At 44.6% G+C, this 23,906-nt stretch carries 12 protein-coding genes, 9 tRNA genes and 6 rRNA genes; all 27 read right to left on the bottom strand.

Annotated features, from left to right (window positions below; translation table 11 throughout):
* The gene (locus MKX65_RS00565; protein ID WP_160547982.1) at positions 1-1,092 is read right to left on the bottom strand and encodes a PIN domain-containing protein; all 1,092 of its coding nucleotides are present in this window, start codon (positions 1,090-1,092) and stop codon (positions 1-3) included.
* Between the two features lie 196 nt (positions 1,093-1,288).
* A complete protein-coding gene (gene radA / locus MKX65_RS00560) occupies positions 1,289-2,665 on the bottom strand; it encodes a DNA repair protein RadA (protein ID WP_160547983.1) in 1,377 nt (458 codons plus the stop codon).
* A 138-nt stretch (positions 2,666-2,803) separates the two neighbouring features.
* Positions 2,804-5,239: an ATP-dependent protease ATP-binding subunit ClpC gene (clpC, locus tag MKX65_RS00555; RefSeq protein WP_160547984.1), complete on the bottom strand. Its 2,436-nt coding sequence runs from the start codon at positions 5,237-5,239 to the stop codon at positions 2,804-2,806.
* Between the two features lie 20 nt (positions 5,240-5,259).
* Positions 5,260-6,324, bottom strand: coding sequence for a protein arginine kinase (locus MKX65_RS00550; RefSeq protein WP_160547985.1), 1,065 nt, complete (start codon positions 6,322-6,324; stop codon positions 5,260-5,262).
* Positions 6,325-6,327: 3 nt separating this feature from the next.
* Complete coding sequence (locus MKX65_RS00545; RefSeq protein WP_160547986.1) at positions 6,328-6,882, bottom strand: UvrB/UvrC motif-containing protein; 555 nt, start codon at positions 6,880-6,882, stop codon at positions 6,328-6,330.
* A 52-nt stretch (positions 6,883-6,934) separates the two neighbouring features.
* Positions 6,935-7,396 carry a CtsR family transcriptional regulator gene (locus MKX65_RS00540; RefSeq protein WP_066058665.1) on the bottom strand — a complete coding sequence of 154 codons (462 nt, stop codon included), beginning with the start codon at positions 7,394-7,396 and terminating at the stop codon, positions 6,935-6,937.
* A gap of 255 nt (positions 7,397-7,651) precedes the next feature.
* Positions 7,652-7,767: ribosomal RNA gene (gene rrf, locus MKX65_RS00535) — 5S ribosomal RNA — on the bottom strand.
* A 192-nt stretch (positions 7,768-7,959) separates the two neighbouring features.
* Positions 7,960-10,914, bottom strand: a 23S ribosomal RNA gene (locus MKX65_RS00530).
* 323 nt (positions 10,915-11,237) lie between these two features.
* Positions 11,238-12,787: ribosomal RNA gene (locus MKX65_RS00525) — 16S ribosomal RNA — on the bottom strand.
* A gap of 166 nt (positions 12,788-12,953) precedes the next feature.
* Positions 12,954-13,029 (bottom strand) — tRNA-Ala (locus tag MKX65_RS00520).
* 21 nt (positions 13,030-13,050) lie between these two features.
* Positions 13,051-13,127 (bottom strand) — tRNA-Pro (locus MKX65_RS00515).
* Between the two features lie 13 nt (positions 13,128-13,140).
* Positions 13,141-13,217: transfer RNA gene (locus MKX65_RS00510), tRNA-Arg, on the bottom strand.
* An 85-nt stretch (positions 13,218-13,302) separates the two neighbouring features.
* A tRNA-Leu gene (locus MKX65_RS00505) sits at positions 13,303-13,391 on the bottom strand.
* A 10-nt stretch (positions 13,392-13,401) separates the two neighbouring features.
* A tRNA-Gly gene (locus MKX65_RS00500) sits at positions 13,402-13,476 on the bottom strand.
* Between the two features lie 33 nt (positions 13,477-13,509).
* Positions 13,510-13,594 (bottom strand) — tRNA-Leu (locus MKX65_RS00495).
* Between the two features lie 45 nt (positions 13,595-13,639).
* Positions 13,640-13,715: transfer RNA gene (locus MKX65_RS00490), tRNA-Lys, on the bottom strand.
* A gap of 8 nt (positions 13,716-13,723) precedes the next feature.
* Positions 13,724-13,799, bottom strand: a tRNA-Thr gene (locus tag MKX65_RS00485).
* 69 nt (positions 13,800-13,868) lie between these two features.
* A tRNA-Val gene (locus MKX65_RS00480) sits at positions 13,869-13,944 on the bottom strand.
* Between the two features lie 8 nt (positions 13,945-13,952).
* Positions 13,953-14,068 (bottom strand): 5S ribosomal RNA (rrf, locus tag MKX65_RS00475).
* Positions 14,069-14,146: 78 nt separating this feature from the next.
* A 23S ribosomal RNA gene (locus MKX65_RS00470) occupies positions 14,147-17,101 on the bottom strand.
* A 323-nt stretch (positions 17,102-17,424) separates the two neighbouring features.
* Positions 17,425-18,977: ribosomal RNA gene (locus tag MKX65_RS00465) — 16S ribosomal RNA — on the bottom strand.
* The 16S, 23S and 5S rRNA genes sit together here with 9 tRNA genes alongside, the layout of an rRNA operon.
* 310 nt (positions 18,978-19,287) lie before the next feature.
* Positions 19,288-20,781 (bottom strand): lysine--tRNA ligase, encoded by a 1,494-nt coding sequence (gene lysS / locus MKX65_RS00460; RefSeq protein ID WP_340901768.1) that lies wholly within the window; start codon positions 20,779-20,781, stop codon positions 19,288-19,290.
* A 202-nt stretch (positions 20,782-20,983) separates the two neighbouring features.
* On the bottom strand, positions 20,984-21,985 hold the full coding sequence (gene dusB / locus MKX65_RS00455) for a tRNA dihydrouridine synthase DusB (protein WP_160548448.1): 1,002 nt from the start codon (positions 21,983-21,985) through the stop codon (positions 20,984-20,986).
* Positions 21,986-22,011: 26 nt separating this feature from the next.
* On the bottom strand, positions 22,012-22,227 hold the full coding sequence (locus MKX65_RS00450) for a helix-turn-helix domain-containing protein (protein WP_160548447.1): 216 nt from the start codon (positions 22,225-22,227) through the stop codon (positions 22,012-22,014).
* A complete protein-coding gene (gene folK / locus MKX65_RS00445; protein ID WP_160548446.1) occupies positions 22,179-22,706 on the bottom strand; it encodes a 2-amino-4-hydroxy-6-hydroxymethyldihydropteridine diphosphokinase in 528 nt (175 codons plus the stop codon). The genes MKX65_RS00450 and folK overlap by 49 nt, the downstream gene beginning before the upstream one ends.
* Positions 22,703-23,068, bottom strand: a complete 366-nt coding sequence (gene folB, locus MKX65_RS00440; RefSeq protein WP_160548445.1) for a dihydroneopterin aldolase — start codon at positions 23,066-23,068, stop codon at positions 22,703-22,705. Before folB ends, folK begins: the two co-directional genes overlap by 4 nt.
* Positions 23,061-23,834: a dihydropteroate synthase gene (folP, locus tag MKX65_RS00435; protein ID WP_160548453.1), complete on the bottom strand. Its 774-nt coding sequence runs from the start codon at positions 23,832-23,834 to the stop codon at positions 23,061-23,063. The genes folB and folP overlap by 8 nt, the downstream gene beginning before the upstream one ends.
* Between the last annotated feature and the right edge of the window lie 72 nt (positions 23,835-23,906).

The following is a 23,906-nucleotide window of genomic DNA, read 5'->3' as shown; positions in this document are numbered from 1 at the left end:
CTATAATGCTTTTTCTAGTAACTTCGGTTTAGCAAAAATCATTCGACCAGCTGATGTCTGTAATACACTTGTTACCAATACATCAAGCTGCTTACCAATATAATCTCTACCATCTTCCACCACAATCATCGTGCCATCATCGAGATAAGCAATCCCTTGATTATGCTCCTTGCCATCTTTAATGACTTGAACATTCATTTCTTCTCCAGGTAATACCACTGGCTTAACAGCATTTGCCAAGTCATTAATGTTTAATACGGCGACCTTTTGAAGTTCACACACTTTATTAAGATTAAAGTCATTAGTTACAACTACCCCACTTGTTAACTTAGCAAGCTTAACAAGTTTTGAATCTACCTCTTGTACATCCTCAAAATCGCCTTCATATATTTCAACATTCATCGCTAGCTCTTTTTGAATTCGATTTAAAATATCAAGACCTCTTCTACCACGGTTTCGCTTTAATACATCTGAGGAATCAGCAATATGCTGCAATTCTTCAAGGACAAATTGTGGAATGACAATCGTTCCATCTAAGAAACCTGTTTGACAGATATCAGCAATACGTCCATCAATAATAACACTTGTATCTAATATTTTTAATTCATTTTTAGCATTAGTAGGCTCAGCCTCTATTTCTTCGTCACTAGACTTCTTTTTCGATTTTGTAAAAAGGGTTAATAACTCGTCTCTCTTTTTAAAACCAACCTGGAAACCTAAATAACCAAATAGAAGTGTCAATAGTACGGGAGCAACCGTATTTAAAATAGGTACTTCAATACCCGTTAAAGCATAACCAACTAAAAAGGCAATGATTAATCCAAACACTAATCCTACGCTACCAAAAATAATATCTGTTATAGGTACTTTCACAAGGGATTCTTCTACCCATTTCACGAAATTGACGACATACTCGACCGCCCAAAAAGTAATAAGATAAAAAATAATAGCACCTAAAATAGCGGTAACATAATGATTATTTATCAGAGGAATGTCGTCTAATGAGATAAGAGTTAATAAATCAGAGATTAAAAAGATCCCTAAAGTACCACCTGTAATTAAGAAACAGGCTTGAACAATACGCTTTAACATTCCTTCACCTCCTTTTATACATTATAAACAAATTCTATAAATTGAAACGTAATATTACATAGAAAATTATTGTTTGTCATTATCCTGTAATCTCTTTGTTATTTCAGTATAATTGCGGGTGATTTCTAATGATTATTATTACTAAGGGTAGCACCTAGCAAATATTGGTGTCAATTTTTTACCCTTTATCTTTCACTTATTCAAATGTCGCTTTTAGTGCATCCGCTACAGTAGATACTCCAATCAACTGAATCCCTTTTGGGGCTGACCATCCACCTATGTTATTGGCAGGAATAATGACTCGTTCAAACCCTAACTTAGCTGCTTCTTGAACACGCTGCTCTATTCTAGATACCCTTCTTATCTCCCCTGTCAAACCTACTTCACCTATAATACAATCGGTTGGTCTGGTTGGCTTATCACGGAAACTTGAAGCAATGCTAATTGCTACCGCTAAATCAATTGCTGGTTCATCCAACTTCACTCCACCAGCAACCTTTAAGTAGGCATCCTGGTTTTGAAGCAACAACCCAACTCGTTTCTCCAGCACAGCCATTAACAGTGAAACTCTGTTATGATCAATTCCTGTAGCCATTCTCCTAGGATTTCCAAAACTAGTTGGTGAAATAAGTGCTTGTATCTCTACTAAAACCGGTCGTGTACCTTCCATCGAAGCAACTACTGTCGATCCTGCCGCCCCTTGTGATCGCTCCTCAAGGAATATCTCAGATGGATTATGAACCTCTTCTAATCCAAATTCCTTCATTTCAAAAATTCCCATTTCATTTGTGGAACCAAAACGATTTTTTACCGCTCTGACAATCCGATACGTATGGTGACGCTCTCCTTCAAAATAGAGCACGGTATCGACCATATGTTCGAGAAGTCTAGGTCCCGCAATCGAGCCTTCCTTTGTCACATGACCTACGATGAAAATGGCAATCCCCTTTGTCTTCCCTATCCTCATAAGCTCAGCTGTACACTCTCTTACTTGAGAAACACTTCCTGGTGCAGAAGTTACTTGAGGATGGAATATGGTTTGGATAGAATCCACAATGACAAAACTCGGGTTTTCCTTTTCAATTGTTCGACTGATCTCTTCTAGGTCCGTTTCAGAATAGACGAGTAAGTTTTCTGATGTGACTCCGAGGCGATCGGCCCTTAGCTTCGTTTGTCTCATTGATTCTTCCCCTGATATATAAAGAACGGAATGTTGCTTTTTTGCCAGTTGAGAGGAAACCTGCAGAAGCAGAGTGGACTTCCCAATTCCAGGATCACCGCCTATTAACACAAGGGAGCCCTTAACGATTCCGCCACCTAACACACGATTTAACTCAACCAAGTCCGTTTGTATACGGGGCTCTGTCATCGTTTCAATAGAGGTAATTGGTGTTGCTTTAGACATGGTTGTTGAACCTACTGAATGAGCAAAGGTTGCACGGTGATTAGATACCTTTTTTTCTATCTCTTCCACCATCGTATTCCATTGTCCACACCCTGGGCATTTCCCCATCCATTTGGGAGATTCATAGCCGCAATCATTACACATAAATTTTGTTTTTACTTTTGCCAAACGTATATCCCCCTTTACACCTTCCTTGCCATACTCTCTTATTATAAGACATGTTATAAATCCATTGCAGTGATAAGTATTTCCCAAAAGAAAATAGAAGGCACACGTAATCTCTTACGTGTGCTCCTATTTTTATGATTATTTATGAATAGGTTCTCCTGCCCTAACAGCAAAATCACCATCCACATAATCAATGACAACCTTTTGTCCTGTCAGTACCGTACCTCTTAATAACTCTTCTGATAGACGGTCTTCAATATGCTTCTGAATCGCTCTTCTTAAAGGTCGAGCACCGTATTCAGGGTCGTATCCTTCTTCAGAAATTTTCTCTTTTGCAGCATCGGTTAGCTCTAATGTAATATCCTGTTCATTTAATCTCTTAATTAGCTGATCAGACATTAAAGTTACGATCTGTTTCAAGTGCTTCTTCTCTAATGAATGGAAAACAATAATCTCATCGATACGGTTTAGGAACTCTGGACGGAATGCCTTTTTCAGCTCTTCCATTACCTTGCCCTTCATATCTTTAAAGTCCTGCTCTCCATCTTGAATGTTAAATCCAACATACTTATTACGCTTTAACGCTTCTGCTCCAACGTTAGATGTCATAATTACAACTGTATTTCGGAAGTCAACACTTCTTCCTTTTGAGTCCGTTAAACGTCCATCTTCAAGTACTTGGAGCAAAATATTAAATACATCTGGATGAGCTTTTTCAATTTCATCTAATAAAATAACAGAGTAAGGCTTTCTTCTTACCTTTTCTGTCAATTGTCCACCTTCATCGTATCCTACATAACCTGGAGGAGAACCTACTAGTCTGGAAGTCGAATGTTTTTCCATATACTCTGACATATCAACGCGAATCATTGCGTCCTCATCGCCAAACATCGCTTCTGCTAATGCACGTGCAAGCTCGGTTTTACCAACACCTGTTGGACCAAGGAAAATAAACGAGCCGATAGGGCGCTTTGGATCTTTCAAACCAGCACGAGCACGACGGACAGCCTTTGAAATTGCCTTTACAGCTTCCTCTTGGCCGATTAAACGAGAATGAAGAATTTCTTCAAGCTTTAATAACTTATCTGTTTCTGTTTGTGCCAGTCGTGAAACAGGAATTCCCGTCCAACTTGCCACAACCGTAGCAATATCATCGACCGTAACCTCTGAGTTCTCTTTCCCTTGCTTCTCTTTCCAGGTTTTCTTTGTCTCCTCAAGTTGTTCACGAAGTCTTTGCTCTGAATCTCGTAAAGATGCAGCCTTTTCAAATTCTTGACTTTGAACTGCAGCATCCTTTTCCTTGCGAACTTCTTCAAGCTTGGCTTCAAGCTCCTTTAAGTTTGGAGGAGTCGTGTAAGAACGCAATCTTACTTTTGATCCTGCTTCATCAATTAAATCAATGGCCTTATCAGGAAGGAAGCGATCCGAAATATAACGGTCTGACAATTTTACAGCTGCCTCAATCGCTTCATCCGTAATGGACACTCTATGATGTGCTTCGTAACGATCTCTCAATCCTTTTAAAATTTGTACAGATTCATCCGCTGTTGGTTCATCTACCATGATTGGCTGGAAACGTCTTTCTAAAGCGGCATCCTTTTCAATATATTTACGGTACTCATCAAGGGTTGTTGCCCCAATACATTGAAGTTCTCCACGAGCTAATGAAGGCTTTAAGATATTTGAAGCATCAATCGCACCTTCTGCTCCACCAGCACCGATAAGTGTATGCAACTCATCGATGAATAAAATGATATTTCCTGCCTGACGGATCTCATCCATTACTTTCTTTAAACGGTCCTCAAACTCACCTCGATACTTTGTACCCGCTACAACCGTACCCATATCAAGCGTCATAACACGCTTATCTCTTAATGTTTCAGGAACCTCATTATTTACAATTTGTTGAGCCAAACCTTCAGCAATAGCCGTTTTCCCTACTCCAGGCTCCCCAATTAACACTGGGTTATTTTTCGTACGTCGGCTTAATACCTCGATCACACGTTGAATTTCTTTGCTTCTACCAATAACAGGATCAAGACTTCCTTCTCTAGCAATAGCTGTTAAGTCACGTGCTAAGCTATCTAAGGTAGGTGTATTCGCACTAGCTGCCGTACCACCTTGGTGATTGCTTGACTCACTGCTACCTAACAGTTGAAGCACTTGCTGTCTTGCTTTGTTTAAGCTTACGCCTAAATTGTTTAATACCCTCGCTGCTACCCCTTCACCTTCACGAATAAGACCAAGCAATATATGCTCTGTTCCTACATATGAATGGCCAAGCTTTCTTGCTTCATCCATGGAAAGTTCAATCACCTTTTTTGCTCGTGGTGTATAGTGAATGGTCTGAGAAGCATCTTGCCCCCTACCAATCAGATTTTCTACTTCTTTTTGTATTTTCTCTGATCCTAATCCTAAAGCATATAATGCTTTTGCTGCGATACCTTCGCCTTCTCTTACCAATCCAAGTAAAATATGCTCTGTTCCAATATTGTTATGACCTAAACGAATAGCTTCTTCCTGCGCTAGTGCAAGTACCTTTTGAGCTCTCTCTGTAAAACGTCCAAACATCATATGAACATCCTCCTCTAAGGTTAATTTTCCATTTTTATTCTTTCCCTTATTAAAGAGGCGCGACGAATATCACGCTCGTTGGGTCTTAGTGGTCCTCCCGCATATTGCTGGAGAAATCCTGGCTGTGTTAATATCATTAATTCATTCAATATATTTTTTGATATGTTTTCAATATAGCCCATATCAATCCCTAATCTTACATCAGACAAACAGCTGGCTGCTTCCTTTGTTTCAATGATTCTACTATGTGTTAGAACACCTAGGGAGCGAAAAACTCTATCTTCTAATTGTATGTTAGAAGTCTTTGCTAATGCCCCACGTGCTGACCTTTCCTGGGCAATTAGTTGGGTGACAACTCCCTTTAAGTCTTCAACAATATCCTCTTCAGATTTACCTAACGTGATCTGATTTGATATTTGAAAGATGTTGCCTAACGCCTCACTACCCTCTCCATATATGCCTCTGACGACGAGGCCCAGTTGATTGATGGCTGGAATAATACGATTCATTTGTTGCGTTAATGTCAAACCTGGTAGATGCATCATTACAGAAGCGCGCATCCCTGTTCCCACATTTGTCGGACAGCTCGTTAAGTATCCTACCTGTTCATCAAATGCATAATTGATATGCTCTTCTAATTCATCATCAATTCGATCAGCCAGAGTCAACGCCTCGCTTACCTGGAATCCAGGGTATAAGCATTGAATTCGAATATGGTCTTCTTCATTAACCATAATGCAAACTTCTTCATTTTCTGATAAAAGACAGGCACCTAAAGTAGAGTTTTCAACTAGATGAGGACTGATTAAATGCTTCTCCATTAATACTCGTTTTTGTATTGGCTGAAGTTCTTCCATTCTTAGAAGTTCTAATGGACTTAGGTTAGGAATGGAATGATTTAATAATGCCTTCTCCATTGTCTGAATAACCTCTTGTGCTTCTTCATTAGAGAAGAGGGTTGGGAACTTATACTCATTTATATTCCGCGCGAGCCGAATTCGAGAACTTAGAACAATGTCTGAATCAGGCCCTTCTGCACTCATCCATGAGCTTATGGCTTGATTAATAAATTTTTCAAGAGACATGTACTATTCCTCTCCTTCAATTTCACTGCGTAACAGTTTTTCAATTTCTCTTATTTCGTCCCTTACAATGGCTGCTTGTTCAAACTCTTCATTTTCTATTGCAGACTTCAAATCAACCTTTAGTTCTTCCATTTTCTTTTTGTAGTGAATGTTGCCACCTATACGCTTAGGTATCTTTCCGTTATGTGTGGAGTTTCCACTATGGAGCCGTCGTAGTATCGGTTGAAGTTGATCCTTAAACGTCTCATAGCACTGTGCACACCCAAACCGCCCGACTTGACTGAATTGCTTATATGTCATCGAACAGCTTTCACATTGCAATACTTGTTGTTGCTCATAAAGTGAAGCTTTTTGTTGAGCAAGCTGATATTTATGATCGAAGTTTAATAGTCCAGCCAATAGATTATTAATGGAAAAACCAGAAGTATTAGTGACTACAAAGTGCTCTCCTTTTTCTTGGGCACACACCTCACATAAGTGGAACTCAGTTTTCTTACCATTGTTAATCTTTGTAAAATGAAGTGTAGCTGGCCTTTCATTACACTCCTGACAAATCATGTTACTCACCTCAATAAATGGCTTTACTTTTTTCTAAAGGCGTAAGATCTTATTATTTATATTTCAATGTTGTTAACATAGCCTTTAGCATTCTCGAACGAAGTTCATCACGATATGGTAAGTCAATATACAGGACGGAGCGATCAATGACACTGAGCATAATTTTTGCTTCTCTCGTTGAGATCACATCTTCCTCAACGAGCCTAAAAATCACATGCTCTGCACTACTTTGTGACACTCTAGAAGAGATCACAGTTAGCAGCTGGTCAATAAGGTGAGCGTTATCGTGTGATTGAACTTTCATAATTCGAATATATCCACCACCACCTCGTTTACTTTCTACAACATACCCTTTTTCAATGGTAAATCGTGTGTTAATTACGTAGTTGATTTGTGATGGTACACACTGAAACTTATCGGCTATTTCACTACGCTTAATTTCAACGAGTTCTCTTTCACTCATATCGAGTACTTCCTTTAAGTACTGCTCAATGATATCGGAGATGTTCCTCACCATATCCCCCCTCTCTGACTTTGACTATATTTGACATTAATTATACATGATGAACGTAGTTTCATGCAATGAACAACACCTTATAAATTTTTCCCCAAATTTCGTGCTCTCAAACTAGGAAGGAATTCATAATTATATTTCTTTATTACTTTTTGAGATGATAGAACCTTTTTATTTTCATTTAAAGATAAGATCTTACGGTTAATTAGAAAAATATAAAACAAAAAAAGCACCCACTCAGGTGCTTTTTTCTTTGCCTAGCGACGTCCTACTCTCACAGAGGGAAACCCTCAACTACCATCGGCGCTGAAAAGCTTAACTTCCGTGTTCGGTATGGGAACGGGTGTGACCTTTTCGCTATCGCCACTAGACTTGTATTAAGTTGAAGAAAATCATTCCTTCAAAACTAGATAATGAATGAAGAAGAAAGAAATACGTTTCATCGTTGTCCAGCTACAGCGCCTAGCCGCTCGAGGTCATAAGCCAAATCCCTCCAGAAGGCAGGCCTTCTTGCGTGATTCGTCTTATGCTTGTCGCGTCTGTTCAAGGCGCTTCCGCTTTTCTTGGTTAAGTCCTCGATCGATTAGTATCAGTCAGCTCCACACGTCGCCGCGCTTCCACCTCTGACCTATCAACCTGATCATCTTTCAGGGATCTTACTAGCTTGCGCTATGGGAAATCTCATCTTGAGGGGGGCTTCATGCTTAGATGCTTTCAGCACTTATCCCTTCCGCACATAGCTACCCAGCGATGCCTTTGGCAAGACAACTGGTACACCAGCGGTGCGTCCATCCCGGTCCTCTCGTACTAAGGACAGCTCCTCTCAAATTTCCTACGCCCACGACGGATAGGGACCGAACTGTCTCACGACGTTCTGAACCCAGCTCGCGTACCGCTTTAATGGGCGAACAGCCCAACCCTTGGGACCGACTACAGCCCCAGGATGCGATGAGCCGACATCGAGGTGCCAAACCTCCCCGTCGATGTGGACTCTTGGGGGAGATAAGCCTGTTATCCCCGGGGTAGCTTTTATCCGTTGAGCGATGGCCCTTCCATGCGGAACCACCGGATCACTAAGCCCGACTTTCGTCCCTGCTCGACTTGTAGGTCTCGCAGTCAAGCTCCCTTGTGCCTTTACACTCTACGAATGATTTCCAACCATTCTGAGGGAACCTTTGGGCGCCTCCGTTACTTTTTAGGAGGCGACCGCCCCAGTCAAACTGCCCACCTGACACTGTCTCCCACCCCGATCAGGGGTGAGGGTTAGAATTTCAATACAGCCAGAGTAGTATCCCACCGACGCCTCCACCGAAGCTAGCGCTCCGGCTTCTCAGGCTCCTACCTATCCTGTACAAGCTGTACCAAAATTCAATATCAGGCTACAGTAAAGCTCCACGGGGTCTTTCCGTCCTGTCGCGGGTAACCTGCATCTTCACAGGTACTATAATTTCACCGAGTCTCTCGTTGAGACAGTGCCCAGATCGTTACGCCTTTCGTGCGGGTCGGAACTTACCCGACAAGGAATTTCGCTACCTTAGGACCGTTATAGTTACGGCCGCCGTTTACTGGGGCTTCGATTCAGAGCTTCGCGTGAGCTAACCCCTCCTCTTAACCTTCCAGCACCGGGCAGGCGTCAGCCCCTATACTTCGCCTTGCGGCTTCGCAGAGACCTGTGTTTTTGCTAAACAGTCGCCTGGGCCTATTCACTGCGGCTCTTCTGGGCTATTCACCCTGAAGAGCACCCCTTCTCCCGAAGTTACGGGGTCATTTTGCCGAGTTCCTTAACGAGAGTTCTCTCGCTCACCTTAGGATTCTCTCCTCGCCTACCTGTGTCGGTTTGCGGTACGGGCACCTGTTACCTCGCTAGAGGCTTTTCTTGGCAGTGTGGAATCAGGAACTTCGGTACTATATTTCCCTCGCCATCACAGCTCAGCCTTATGCAAGTGGGATTTGCCTCACTTGCAGCCTAACTGCTTGGACGCGCATATCCAACAGCGCGCTTACCCTATCCTCCTGCGTCCCCCCATCACTCAAACGGTAATTTGGTGGTACAGGAATATCAACCTGTTGTCCATCGCCTACGCCTTTCGGCCTCGGCTTAGGTCCCGACTAACCCTGAGCGGACGAGCCTTCCTCAGGAAACCTTAGGCATTCGGTGGATGGGATTCTCACCCATCTTTCGCTACTCATACCGGCATTCTCACTTCTAAGCGCTCCACCAGTCCTTCCGGTCTAGCTTCAACGCCCTTAGAACGCTCTCCTACCACTGACATCGTGTGACGCCAATCCACAGCTTCGGTGATACGTTTAGCCCCGTTACATTTTCGGCGCGGAGTCACTCGACCAGTGAGCTATTACGCACTCTTTAAATGGTGGCTGCTTCTAAGCCAACATCCTGGTTGTCTAAGCAACTCCACATCCTTTGCCACTTAACGTATACTTTGGGACCTTAGCTGGTGGTCTGGGCTGTTTCCCTTTCGACTACGGATCTTATCACTCGCAGTCTGACTCCCATGGATAAGTCTTTGGCATTCGGAGTTTGTCTGAATTCGGTAACCCGATGAGGGCCCCTAGTCCAAACAGTGCTCTACCTCCAAGACTCTTACTACATGAGGCTAGCCCTAAAGCTATTTCGGAGAGAACCAGCTATCTCCAAGTTCGATTGGAATTTCTCCGCTACCCACACCTCATCCCCGCACTTTTCAACGTGCGTGGGTTCGGGCCTCCATCCAGTGTTACCTGGACTTCACCCTGGACATGGGTAGATCACCTGGTTTCGGGTCTACGACCACATACTAAAGCGCCCTATTCAGACTCGCTTTCGCTACGGCTCCGTCTTATCAACTTAACCTCGCATGTAATCGTAACTCGCCGGTTCATTCTACAAAAGGCACGCTATCACCCGGTATTTATCCAAAGGAAAAATACACAGGGCTCTAACTACTTGTAGGCACACGGTTTCAGGATCTCTTTCACTCCCCTTCCGGGGTGCTTTTCACCTTTCCCTCACGGTACTGGTTCACTATCGGTCACTAGGTAGTATTTAGCCTTGGGAGATGGTCCTCCCTGCTTCCGACGGAATTTCACGTGTTCCGCCGTACTCAGGATCCACTCAAGAGGGAACGAAGTTTCAACTACAGGGTTGTTACCTTCTATGACTGACCTTTCCAGATCGATTCGTCTACTTCATTCCTTTGTAACTCCGTATAGAGTGTCCTACAACCCCAAGAGGCAAGCCTCTTGGTTTGGGCTAATCCCGTTTCGCTCGCCGCTACTCAGGGAATCGCGTTTGCTTTCTCTTCCTCCGGGTACTTAGATGTTTCAGTTCCCCGGGTCTGCCTTCAATACCCTATGTATTCAGGTAAAGATTCTATCCCATTACGGATAGAGGGTTTCCCCATTCGGAAATCTCCGGATCAAAGCTTACTTACAGCTCCCCGAAGCATATCGGTGTTAGTACCGTCCTTCATCGGCTCCTAGTGCCAAGGCATCCACCGTGCGCCCTTTCTAACTTAACCTATCCGAAAAAATATAAGCTTCACATCTCTTCGTCATCTCACTCGTCAACATCCTCACGTACCTTAAGTACGCTCCGGTGTCTCCTCACTCGATTCCTCGACCTGTTCGCTTCTCTTTTTTCTCAGTTAAAAAGTTTCTCTATATAATATAGAGAGAAAACTAAAATGGCGATTACTCGGTATTTCTTGGTTTTCTTCATTTATCATTATCTAGTTTTCAAAGAACGATTATCATAGAGAGATTGCTCTCTCAAAACTAAACAAATCATATCATCAACGGTTGTTAGCTTTGACCGAAGGTCATAAGCCTCAATTTTCCTTAGAAAGGAGGTGATCCAGCCGCACCTTCCGATACGGCTACCTTGTTACGACTTCACCCCAATCATCTGTCCCACCTTAGGCGGCTGGCTCCTTACGGTTACCCCACCGACTTCGGGTGTTACAAACTCTCGTGGTGTGACGGGCGGTGTGTACAAGGCCCGGGAACGTATTCACCGCGGCATGCTGATCCGCGATTACTAGCGATTCCAGCTTCATGTAGGCGAGTTGCAGCCTACAATCCGAACTGAGAGTGGTTTTATGGGATTGGCTCGACCTCGCGGTTTTGCTGCCCTTTGTACCACCCATTGTAGCACGTGTGTAGCCCAGGTCATAAGGGGCATGATGATTTGACGTCATCCCCACCTTCCTCCGGTTTGTCACCGGCAGTCACCTTAGAGTGCCCAACTAAATGCTGGCAACTAAGATCAAGGGTTGCGCTCGTTGCGGGACTTAACCCAACATCTCACGACACGAGCTGACGACAACCATGCACCACCTGTCACTCTGTCCCCCGAAGGGGAACGCCCTATCTCTAGGGTTGTCAGAGGATGTCAAGACCTGGTAAGGTTCTTCGCGTTGCTTCGAATTAAACCACATGCTCCACCGCTTGTGCGGGCCCCCGTCAATTCCTTTGAGTTTCAGCCTTGCGGCCGTACTCCCCAGGCGGAGTGCTTAATGCGTTTGCTGCAGCACTAAAGGGCGGAAACCCTCTAACACTTAGCACTCATCGTTTACGGCGTGGACTACCAGGGTATCTAATCCTGTTTGCTCCCCACGCTTTCGCGCCTCAGTGTCAGTTACAGGCCAAAGAGTCGCCTTCGCCACTGGTGTTCCTCCACATCTCTACGCATTTCACCGCTACACGTGGAATTCCACTCTTCTCTCCTGCACTCAAGTCTCCCAGTTTCCAATGACCCTCCCCGGTTGAGCCGGGGGCTTTCACATCAGACTTAAGAGACCACCTGCGCGCGCTTTACGCCCAATAATTCCGGACAACGCTTGCCACCTACGTATTACCGCGGCTGCTGGCACGTAGTTAGCCGTGGCTTTCTGGTTAGGTACCGTCAAGGTACCGGCAGTTACTCCGGTACTTGTTCTTCCCTAACAACAGAGTTTTACGATCCGAAAACCTTCATCACTCACGCGGCGTTGCTCCGTCAGACTTTCGTCCATTGCGGAAGATTCCCTACTGCTGCCTCCCGTAGGAGTCTGGGCCGTGTCTCAGTCCCAGTGTGGCCGATCACCCTCTCAGGTCGGCTACGCATCGTCGCCTTGGTGAGCCGTTACCTCACCAACTAGCTAATGCGCCGCGGGCCCATCTATGAGTGATAGCCGAAACCATCTTTCAGCTTTTCTACATGTGTAGAAAAGAATTATCCGGTATTAGCCCCGGTTTCCCGGAGTTATCCCAGTCTCATAGGCAGGTTGCCCACGTGTTACTCACCCGTCCGCCGCTAACCTTTGGGAGCAAGCTCCCAAAGATCCGCTCGACTTGCATGTATTAGGCACGCCGCCAGCGTTCGTCCTGAGCCAGGATCAAACTCTCCAATAAAGAGTAAGATTAGCTCTTAAAGTTAAAACGTTGGCTAGTGTATTTTTCAACACTAATCATTTTTTGTTGACGTATGATTTGTTTAGTTTTCAAAGAACAATTTCGCCTCGTTTTGAAGCGACTTTTCTATATTAACAGCACTTAATTGTGTTGTCAATAGTTTTTTTGGTGGAGCCTAGCGGGATCGAACCGCTGACCTCCTGCGTGCAAGGCAGGCGCTCTCCCAGCTGAGCTAAGGCCCCATTAAATAATTAGTAGGATCATGGTCGGGAAGACAGGATTCGAACCTGCGACCCCTTGGTCCCAAACCAAGTGCTCTACCAAGCTGAGCTACTCCCCGATTAAAACTAATATGGCGCGCCCGAAAGGAGTCGAACCCATAACCTTCTGATCCGTAGTCAGACGCTCTATCCAATTGAGCTACGGGCGCATATTTTTTAATTTACCAATCCAATTGATATGGATGGATATTTTACTTCGTAATAACGAAAGCTATTTTACTTCGTAAAAAGCATTGGTGCCGAGGACCGGAATCGAACCGGTACGGTAGTCACCTACCGCAGGATTTTAAGTCCTGTGCGTCTGCCAGTTCCGCCACCCCGGCAAGTACGTTCTGGAGCGGAAGACGGGATTCGAACCCGCGACCCCAACCTTGGCAAGGTTGTATTCTACCACTGAACTACTTCCGCGTATAGTAATTATTTTGCTTGTGCAAAAAACTATGGTGCGGGTGAAGGGAGTCGAACCCCCACGCCTTGCGGCGCTAGATCCTAAGTCTAGTGCGTCTGCCAATTCCGCCACACCCGCATAATAATAATAAATGGAAAGTTATTTTGCTGAAGCAAAAAACTTTGGTGAGCCATGAAGGACTCGAACCTTCGACCCTCTGATTAAAAGTCAGATGCTCTACCGACTGAGCTAATGGCTCGGTATAAGTGGTGCCGGTGAGAGGACTTGAACCCCCAACCTACTGATTACAAGTCAGTTGCTCTACCAATTGAGCTACGCCGGCAAATAATGATAGTATTTTCATTTCGTGAATTTAAAATGAAAACTATTTTTCACTACGTGAAAAAAGTTTTGGTGGAGGATGACGGGATCGAACCGCCGACCCCCTGCTTGTAAGGCAGGTGCTCTCCCAGCTGAGCTAATCCTCCATATATATGCCTAGCGACGTCCTACTCTCACAGAGGGAAACCCTCAACTACCATCGGCGCTGAAAAGCTTAACTTCCGTGTTCGGTATGGGAACGGGTGTGACCTTTTCGCTATCGCCACTAGACTTGTATTAAGTTGAAGAAAATCATTCCTTCAAAACTAGATAATGAATGAAGAAGAAAGAAATACGTTTCATCGTAATTTGGTTAAGTCCTCGATCGATTAGTATCAGTCAGCTCCACACGTCGCCGCGCTTCCACCTCTGACCTATCAACCTGATCATCTTTCAGGGATCTTACTAGCTTGCGCTATGGGAAATCTCATCTTGAGGGGGGCTTCATGCTTAGATGCTTTCAGCACTTATCCCTTCCGCACATAGCTACCCAGCGATGCCTTTGGCAAGACAACTGGTACACCAGCGGTGCGTCCATCCCGGTCCTCTCGTACTAAGGACAGCTCCTCTCAAATTTCCTACGCCCACGACGGATAGGGACCGAACTGTCTCACGACGTTCTGAACCCAGCTCGCGTACCGCTTTAATGGGCGAACAGCCCAACCCTTGGGACCGACTACAGCCCCAGGATGCGATGAGCCGACATCGAGGTGCCAAACCTCCCCGTCGATGTGGACTCTTGGGGGAGATAAGCCTGTTATCCCCGGGGTAGCTTTTATCCGTTGAGCGATGGCCCTTCCATGCGGAACCACCGGATCACTAAGCCCGACTTTCGTCCCTGCTCGACTTGTAGGTCTCGCAGTCAAGCTCCCTTGTGCCTTTACACTCTACGAATGATTTCCAACCATTCTGAGGGAACCTTTGGGCGCCTCCGTTACTTTTTAGGAGGCGACCGCCCCAGTCAAACTGCCCACCTGACACTGTCTCCCACCCCGATCAGGGGTGAGGGTTAGAATTTCAATACAGCCAGAGTAGTATCCCACCGACGCCTCCACCGAAGCTAGCGCTCCGGCTTCTCAGGCTCCTACCTATCCTGTACAAGCTGTACCAAAATTCAATATCAGGCTACAGTAAAGCTCCACGGGGTCTTTCCGTCCTGTCGCGGGTAACCTGCATCTTCACAGGTACTATAATTTCACCGAGTCTCTCGTTGAGACAGTGCCCAGATCGTTACGCCTTTCGTGCGGGTCGGAACTTACCCGACAAGGAATTTCGCTACCTTAGGACCGTTATAGTTACGGCCGCCGTTTACTGGGGCTTCGATTCAGAGCTTCGCGTGAGCTAACCCCTCCTCTTAACCTTCCAGCACCGGGCAGGCGTCAGCCCCTATACTTCGCCTTGCGGCTTCGCAGAGACCTGTGTTTTTGCTAAACAGTCGCCTGGGCCTATTCACTGCGGCTCTTCTGGGCTATTCACCCTGAAGAGCACCCCTTCTCCCGAAGTTACGGGGTCATTTTGCCGAGTTCCTTAACGAGAGTTCTCTCGCTCACCTTAGGATTCTCTCCTCGCCTACCTGTGTCGGTTTGCGGTACGGGCACCTGTTACCTCGCTAGAGGCTTTTCTTGGCAGTGTGGAATCAGGAACTTCGGTACTATATTTCCCTCGCCATCACAGCTCAGCCTTATGCAAGTGGGATTTGCCTCACTTGCAGCCTAACTGCTTGGACGCGCATATCCAACAGCGCGCTTACCCTATCCTCCTGCGTCCCCCCATCACTCAAACGGTAATTTGGTGGTACAGGAATATCAACCTGTTGTCCATCGCCTACGCCTTTCGGCCTCGGCTTAGGTCCCGACTAACCCTGAGCGGACGAGCCTTCCTCAGGAAACCTTAGGCATTCGGTGGATGGGATTCTCACCCATCTTTCGCTACTCATACCGGCATTCTCACTTCTAAGCGCTCCACCAGTCCTTCCGGTCTAGCTTCAACGCCCTTAGAACGCTCTCCTACCACTGACATCGTGTGACGCCAATCCACAGCTTCGGTGATACGTTTAGCCCCGTTACATTTTCGGCGCGGAGTCACTCGACCAGTGAGCTATTACGCACTCTTTAAATGGTGGCTGCTTCTAAGCCAACATCCTGGTTGTCTAAGCAACTCCACATCCTTTGCCACTTAACGTATACTTTGGGACCTTAGCTGGTGGTCTGGGCTGTTTCCCTTTCGACTACGGATCTTATCACTCGCAGTCTGACTCCCATGGATAAGTCTTTGGCATTCGGAGTTTGTCTGAATTCGGTAACCCGATGAGGGCCCCTAGTCCAAACAGTGCTCTACCTCCAAGACTCTTACTACATGAGGCTAGCCCTAAAGCTATTTCGGAGAGAACCAGCTATCTCCAAGTTCGATTGGAATTTCTCCGCTACCCACACCTCATCCCCGCACTTTTCAACGTGCGTGGGTTCGGGCCTCCATCCAGTGTTACCTGGACTTCACCCTGGACATGGGTAGATCACCTGGTTTCGGGTCTACGACCACATACTAAAGCGCCCTATTCAGACTCGCTTTCGCTACGGCTCCGTCTTATCAACTTAACCTCGCATGTAATCGTAACTCGCCGGTTCATTCTACAAAAGGCACGCTATCACCCGGTATTTATCCAAAGGAAAAATACACAGGGCTCTAACTACTTGTAGGCACACGGTTTCAGGATCTCTTTCACTCCCCTTCCGGGGTGCTTTTCACCTTTCCCTCACGGTACTGGTTCACTATCGGTCACTAGGTAGTATTTAGCCTTGGGAGATGGTCCTCCCTGCTTCCGACGGAATTTCACGTGTTCCGCCGTACTCAGGATCCACTCAAGAGGGAACGAAGTTTCAACTACAGGGTTGTTACCTTCTATGACTGACCTTTCCAGATCGATTCGTCTACTTCATTCCTTTGTAACTCCGTATAGAGTGTCCTACAACCCCAAGAGGCAAGCCTCTTGGTTTGGGCTAATCCCGTTTCGCTCGCCGCTACTCAGGGAATCGCGTTTGCTTTCTCTTCCTCCGGGTACTTAGATGTTTCAGTTCCCCGGGTCTGCCTTCAATACCCTATGTATTCAGGTAAAGATTCTATCCCATTACGGATAGAGGGTTTCCCCATTCGGAAATCTCCGGATCAAAGCTTACTTACAGCTCCCCGAAGCATATCGGTGTTAGTACCGTCCTTCATCGGCTCCTAGTGCCAAGGCATCCACCGTGCGCCCTTTCTAACTTAACCTATCCGAAAAAATATAAGCTTCACATCTCTTCGTCATCTCACTCGTCAACATCCTCACGTACCTTAAGTACGCTCCGGTGTCTCCTCACTCGATTCCTCGACCTGTTCGCTTCTCTTTTTTCTCAGTTAAAAAGTTTCTCTATATAATATAGAGAGAAAACTAAAATGGCGATTACTCGGTATTTCTTGGTTTTCTTCATTTATCATTATCTAGTTTTCAAAGAACGATTATCATAGAGAGATTGCTCTCTCAAAACTAAACAAATCATATCATCAACGGTTGTTAGCTTTGACCGAAGGTCATAAGCCTCAATTTTCCTTAGAAAGGAGGTGATCCAGCCGCACCTTCCGATACGGCTACCTTGTTACGACTTCACCCCAATCATCTGTCCCACCTTAGGCGGCTGGCTCCTTACGGTTACCCCACCGACTTCGGGTGTTACAAACTCTCGTGGTGTGACGGGCGGTGTGTACAAGGCCCGGGAACGTATTCACCGCGGCATGCTGATCCGCGATTACTAGCGATTCCAGCTTCATGTAGGCGAGTTGCAGCCTACAATCCGAACTGAGAGTGGTTTTATGGGATTGGCTCTGGCGTCGCCGCTTTGCTGCCCTTTGTACCACCCATTGTAGCACGTGTGTAGCCCAGGTCATAAGGGGCATGATGATTTGACGTCATCCCCACCTTCCTCCGGTTTGTCACCGGCAGTCACCTTAGAGTGCCCAACTAAATGCTGGCAACTAAGATCAAGGGTTGCGCTCGTTGCGGGACTTAACCCAACATCTCACGACACGAGCTGACGACAACCATGCACCACCTGTCACTTTTGTCCCCCGAAGGGGAACGCCCTATCTCTAGGGAAGGCAAAAGGATGTCAAGACCTGGTAAGGTTCTTCGCGTTGCTTCGAATTAAACCACATGCTCCACCGCTTGTGCGGGCCCCCGTCAATTCCTTTGAGTTTCAGCCTTGCGGCCGTACTCCCCAGGCGGAGTGCTTAATGCGTTTGCTGCAGCACTAAAGGGCGGAAACCCTCTAACACTTAGCACTCATCGTTTACGGCGTGGACTACCAGGGTATCTAATCCTGTTTGCTCCCCACGCTTTCGCGCCTCAGTGTCAGTTACAGGCCAAAGAGTCGCCTTCGCCACTGGTGTTCCTCCACATCTCTACGCATTTCACCGCTACACGTGGAATTCCACTCTTCTCTCCTGCACTCAAGTCTCCCAGTTTCCAATGACCCTCCCCGGTTGAGCCGGGGGCTTTCACATCAGACTTAAGAGACCACCTGCGCGCGCTTTACGCCCAATAATTCCGGACAACGCTTGCCACCTACGTATTACCGCGGCTGCTGGCACGTAGTTAGCCGTGGCTTTCTGGTTAGGTACCGTCAAGGTACCGGCAGTTACTCCGGTACTTGTTCTTCCCTAACAACAGAGTTTTACGATCCGAAAACCTTCATCACTCACGCGGCGTTGCTCCGTCAGACTTTCGTCCATTGCGGAAGATTCCCTACTGCTGCCTCCCGTAGGAGTCTGGGCCGTGTCTCAGTCCCAGTGTGGCCGATCACCCTCTCAGGTCGGCTACGCATCGTCGCCTTGGTGAGCCGTTACCTCACCAACTAGCTAATGCGCCGCGGGCCCATCTATGAGTGATAGCCGAAACCATCTTTCAGCTTTTCTACATGTGTAGAAAAGAATTATCCGGTATTAGCCCCGGTTTCCCGGAGTTATCCCAGTCTCATAGGCAGGTTGCCCACGTGTTACTCACCCGTCCGCCGCTAACCTTTGGGAGCAAGCTCCCAAAGATCCGCTCGACTTGCATGTATTAGGCACGCCGCCAGCGTTCGTCCTGAGCCAGGATCAAACTCTCCAATAAAGAGTAAGATTAGCTCTTAAAGTTAAAACGTTGGCTAGTGTATTTTTCAACACTAATCATTTTTTGTTGACGTATGATTTGTTTAGTTTTCAAAGAACAATTTATTAACCCGTCGCTCTTGGGCGACTTTTTAATATTACCAGAAGCGATTGTTAGAGTCAATAACTTTTTTCATTTATTTTCTCATAACCTTAACTTCTTTTGCGGCAACAGATAATAATATATCACCTATTCGAATTGAATGCAACATGTTTTTTACAAAAAAATAGCGAACAAGAATAATTCATATTCTTGTCCGCTATTTAGATAGTTAACGATGTCTCATTGCCGGGAATAACAATACATCTCTAATAGAAGGTGCACTTGTTAGAAGCATAACAAGTCTGTCAATTCCGATTCCTAACCCACCTGTAGGAGGCATCCCATACTCAAGAGCTTCGATAAAGTCATCATCCATCATATGAGCTTCATCATTTCCTTCTTCACGCTCTTTTAATTGTGCTTCAAAACGTTCACGCTGGTCAATCGGATCATTCAGTTCAGTGAAAGCATTCGCATGTTCACGAGCCACAATAAATAATTCAAAACGATCTGTGAAACGCGGATCTTGGTCATTTTTCTTTGCAAGAGGGGAAATTTCAACTGGATGACCATAGATAAATGTCGGTTGAATTAACTTTTCTTCTACTTTTTGCTCGAAGAACTCATTAACAATATGACCGTACAGCATGGTATCCTTAATTTCTACTCCATGTTCCTTCGCTAAAACTCTTGCTTCTTCTACACTCATTTCCTTCCAGAAATCAGCACCTGTATATTCCTTAATTGCATCTACCATATGAAGCCTCTTCCACTCTGGCTTAAGGTTTACTTCATATTCACCGTATTGAATAGTAGTTGTCCCTAATACTTCTTGAGCAATATGAGCAATTAGGTTTTCTGTAAGACTCATAATATCTTGATAATCAGCATAAGCCTCATACAGTTCAATCATTGTAAATTCAGGATTATGACGAGTAGACACACCTTCGTTACGGAACACACGCCCAATTTCATAAACTTTTTCTAAACCACCGACAATTAGACGCTTTAAATGAAGTTCGATGGCAATACGCATATATAATTCCATATCTAATGCATTATGGTGTGTAATGAACGGACGAGCAGATGCCCCACCTGCGATGGCATGCATCATAGGCGTCTCTACTTCTAGGTACCCCTTAGAATCAAGGTATCTCCTCATTGATTGAATGATCAAACTACGAGTAATGAATGTGTGTCTACTTTCTTGACTCATAATAAGATCAACATAACGTTGGCGATAGCGCTGTTCAACGTCCTTCAGACCGTGAAATTTATCAGGAAGTGGACGTAATGACTTTGTTAAAAGCTGAAAGTCTTCTACTTTTACAGACAGCTCTCCAACTTGTGTCTTAAACAATGTACCCGTTACACCAACAATATCCCCTAAATCAGCAATATTAAAGATTTCATATTGCTCTTCACCTACTGCATCTTGACGAACATATATTTGCAGCTGCCCCTTTAGATCTTGGATATGCGCAAAGCCAGCTTTACCTTTTCCACGCTTTGTCATGATACGACCAGCAATAGTTACAGCAATATTTTTATTTGCCAGCTCTTCTTTTTCCATTTCTCCGTACTGACTAATAAACTCTTGGGAGAAGCCAGAACGTTCAAATCTCTTTCCGAATGGATCGAGACCTTTTTCTTGAAGAGAAGCTAGCTTTTCTCTTCTGACTTGTAATTGGTCATTAAGTTCCTCATGACTCATTTTTATCAACTCCAATTTCCTTCTTGTATCTATCAAACATCAATTGCTTGAATTTATGTAATAACACCATCTTATAAGCATACTATATTATTTTACACAAAGTGAGAAAAACAGACATTAAAAAAGTAAAATAAAATAAAAACTGCCAGCACGAACTGGCAGTTAACATAATCAAACGTATTATATTGAATGTTCGCTTAGAAGTCAAACCTTAACCGACTTGAGATTCCATCGCTTCTTTTTCTTCTTCTTCTACAACTAGAGCTGTTAATAAAGTAACAAGATCCGCACGAGTATTGCACTCATTAATACCATTTCGCACCTTTGCATTTCCTCTAATTCCTTTTAAATACCAAGCTGCATGCTTACGCATTTCACGAACTGCTACATATTCTCCTTTAAGAGCGATAAGGCGATCTAAGTGAAGAATACATACATCAATCTTTTCACGAACGGTTGGCTCACCCATGAGCTCCCCTGATTCAAGGTATTTAACCGTACGGTAGATCATCCAAGGATTTCCTAGAGCTGCACGACCGATCATTACTCCATCACAGCCGGTTTCTTCTAGCATACGCTTTGCCTCTTGAGGAGTCGTTACATCTCCATTACCAATTAATGGGATGCCAATTGATTGCTTAACCTCACGAATAATATCCCAGTTTGCTTGTCCCTCGTACATTTGGACCCGAGTCCGACCGTGTAAAGAAACTGCCTTACCACCAGCTCGTTCAACAGCCTGAGCATTCTTAACAGCGTAAATATGATCTTCATCCCAGCCCATACGCATTTTTACAGTAACCGGCTTTTTCACAACATCCGTAACCGCAGAAACCATCTCGTAAATTTTATTAGGATCTAAAAGCCACTTTGCTCCTGCATCACATTTTGTGATTTTCGGAACCGGACATCCCATATTAATATCAATGATATCGGCATTAGTATTTTCATCAACGAATTTAGCCGCTTGGACTAATGTCTCTTTTTCACCACCAAAGATTTGCAAGCTCAGTGGCTTCTCTCTTTCATCGATGTAAAGCATATTCATTGTTTTTTCGTTTTTTAAGATAATTCCTTTATCACTAACCATCTCAGCACAAACTAGACCTGCACCAAACTCTTTAACAGTTAGACGAAAAGCAGAGTTACATACTCCAGCCATTGGAGCTAACACTACTTGATTTTTCATTTCAATATCACCAATTTTAAGCATGTTACCCCTCCGTCTTAATAATATATTTATTCATCCACCTCTTGTGGCATTAAATCCTTTACAGAAACTTTTAGTGCTTGAGCCGCTGTTTCCACTAAATGATCTGAAGGCATTCGATTTCCTCGTTCTATTTCGCCCAACACAGAAACAGAAACACCGATTTCCTTAGCAAACCCTTCTTGTGTAAAACCTTTTAGTTTTCGAAAAGCGCGAATACGTCTTCCCCATTTTTCTGCTTCCATATTCGTACCCCTTCTTTTTCAGCGTTCATTTTGAAATAGTCCTCTATCGACTTATCCTGATCTGGTATCTTGATCGAAGAATCTATCTCAAGTAATGGCGCAAGAACAAAGGCGCGTTCCTGCATTCTTGGATGTGGAACAATTAGGTTCTCTGCTTCAATATTTTCTTGATTGTAGAGCAAAATGTCAAGGTCTATTATTCTTGGACCCCACTTGAATTCCCTTTTTCTCCCTAAATCTTTTTCAATACGAAGGCAAACTTCTAATAATTCATACGGTGTAAGTGCTGTTCTAATCAAGATTACCATATTTAAAAAATCATCTTGTTCCGTATACCCAACCGGAACTGTATCATAAATAGAGGAGCTTTTTACCAAATGAATTTCCTTCTCCTCTTTTAAATAACAGATTGCATCTACTAGGTTTTTATATCGGTTGCCCATATTGGTACCTAAGGCAAGATAAGCCAAGTTATTCAATTAGATCTACTCCTCATAATTTCAACTGCGACTGATTCGTAATGTCCTTGAATGGGTGGATCTGGCTTGATGACCTTTACCGTTACAGCATGAGCTTTAGAAAATCCGCTTAAACAGCGTGAAGCAATTTCCTCAGCAACTGATTCTACTAGCTTAAAAGGTTCACCTTCCACAACGTCTTTACACAGCTGATATAGCTCGCCATAATTAATGGATTCATTCAAGTTATCGCTTTGCCCCGCTTTTTTCAAGTCCACTTCAACAACGAGATCAACCATAAATCTCTGTCCTAACCGATTTTCTTCTGGGAACACACCATGAAAACCATAAAATTGCATACGGTTAACGTAAATTTTATCCATCGTATTCTCCTTTTCCCATCATCGCGTCCATCATTTTTGCCATTCGACTAATTTCCTTCACATCATGAACTCTAACGATTTGGCATCCCTGTTGAATACCATAACATACAGTCGCTCCGGTTCCTTCCATGCGTTCATGTACAGGTAGGTCTAACACAGCACCTATCATTGATTTACGAGAGGTTCCGAGAAGAACAGGGTAACCGATAGCTACAAGCTTATGTAGATGTCTCATCATTTCCAAGTTTAACTGTACATTCTTCGCAAACCCAATGCCTGGATCTAATATAATTTGTTCATCACTCACACCAGCATCCTTCACTAGAGAAATGCTTTCATACAAATCATACATAACATCCCTGAAAAAAGACTGATAGTTCCGGTCCTCCCGGTTGTGCATGAGAATGATAGGTGCCTTTGTTTCTGCCGCTACCAGTTTCATATTCGCGTCCGCCTTAGCACCCCATACATCATTAATAATATGAGCTCCAGCAGCCAATGCTTCTCTAGCTACATCTGCTTTATATGTATCTATAGATATTGGAACATTAACCTCTTTTGATATGGCTTTAATAACAGGAACCACACGTTCAATTTCCTCTTCAGCAGGTATAAATCTCGCTCCAGGCCTTGTGGACTCCCCACCGATATCAATAATATCTGCTCCTTCATCCACCATCTCTATCGCTCGTTTGACCGCTTCATCAACTCTATCAAAGCTGCCACCATCAGAAAATGAATCAGGGGTAGCATTTAAGATTCCCATGATAATTGTTTTCTTCTCAAAATCTAATGTATATGGTCCGGCAGTAATCAAATAATTCGCCTCCTAATTCCT

It is taken from the genome of Robertmurraya sp. FSL R5-0851 (genome assembly GCF_038002965.1).
GTDB classification, from domain to species: domain Bacteria; phylum Bacillota; class Bacilli; order Bacillales; family Cytobacillaceae; genus Robertmurraya_A; species Robertmurraya_A beringensis.
Note: the sequence above shows the minus strand (reverse complement) of the source record. Positions and strands in the feature narration are given on the sequence as shown.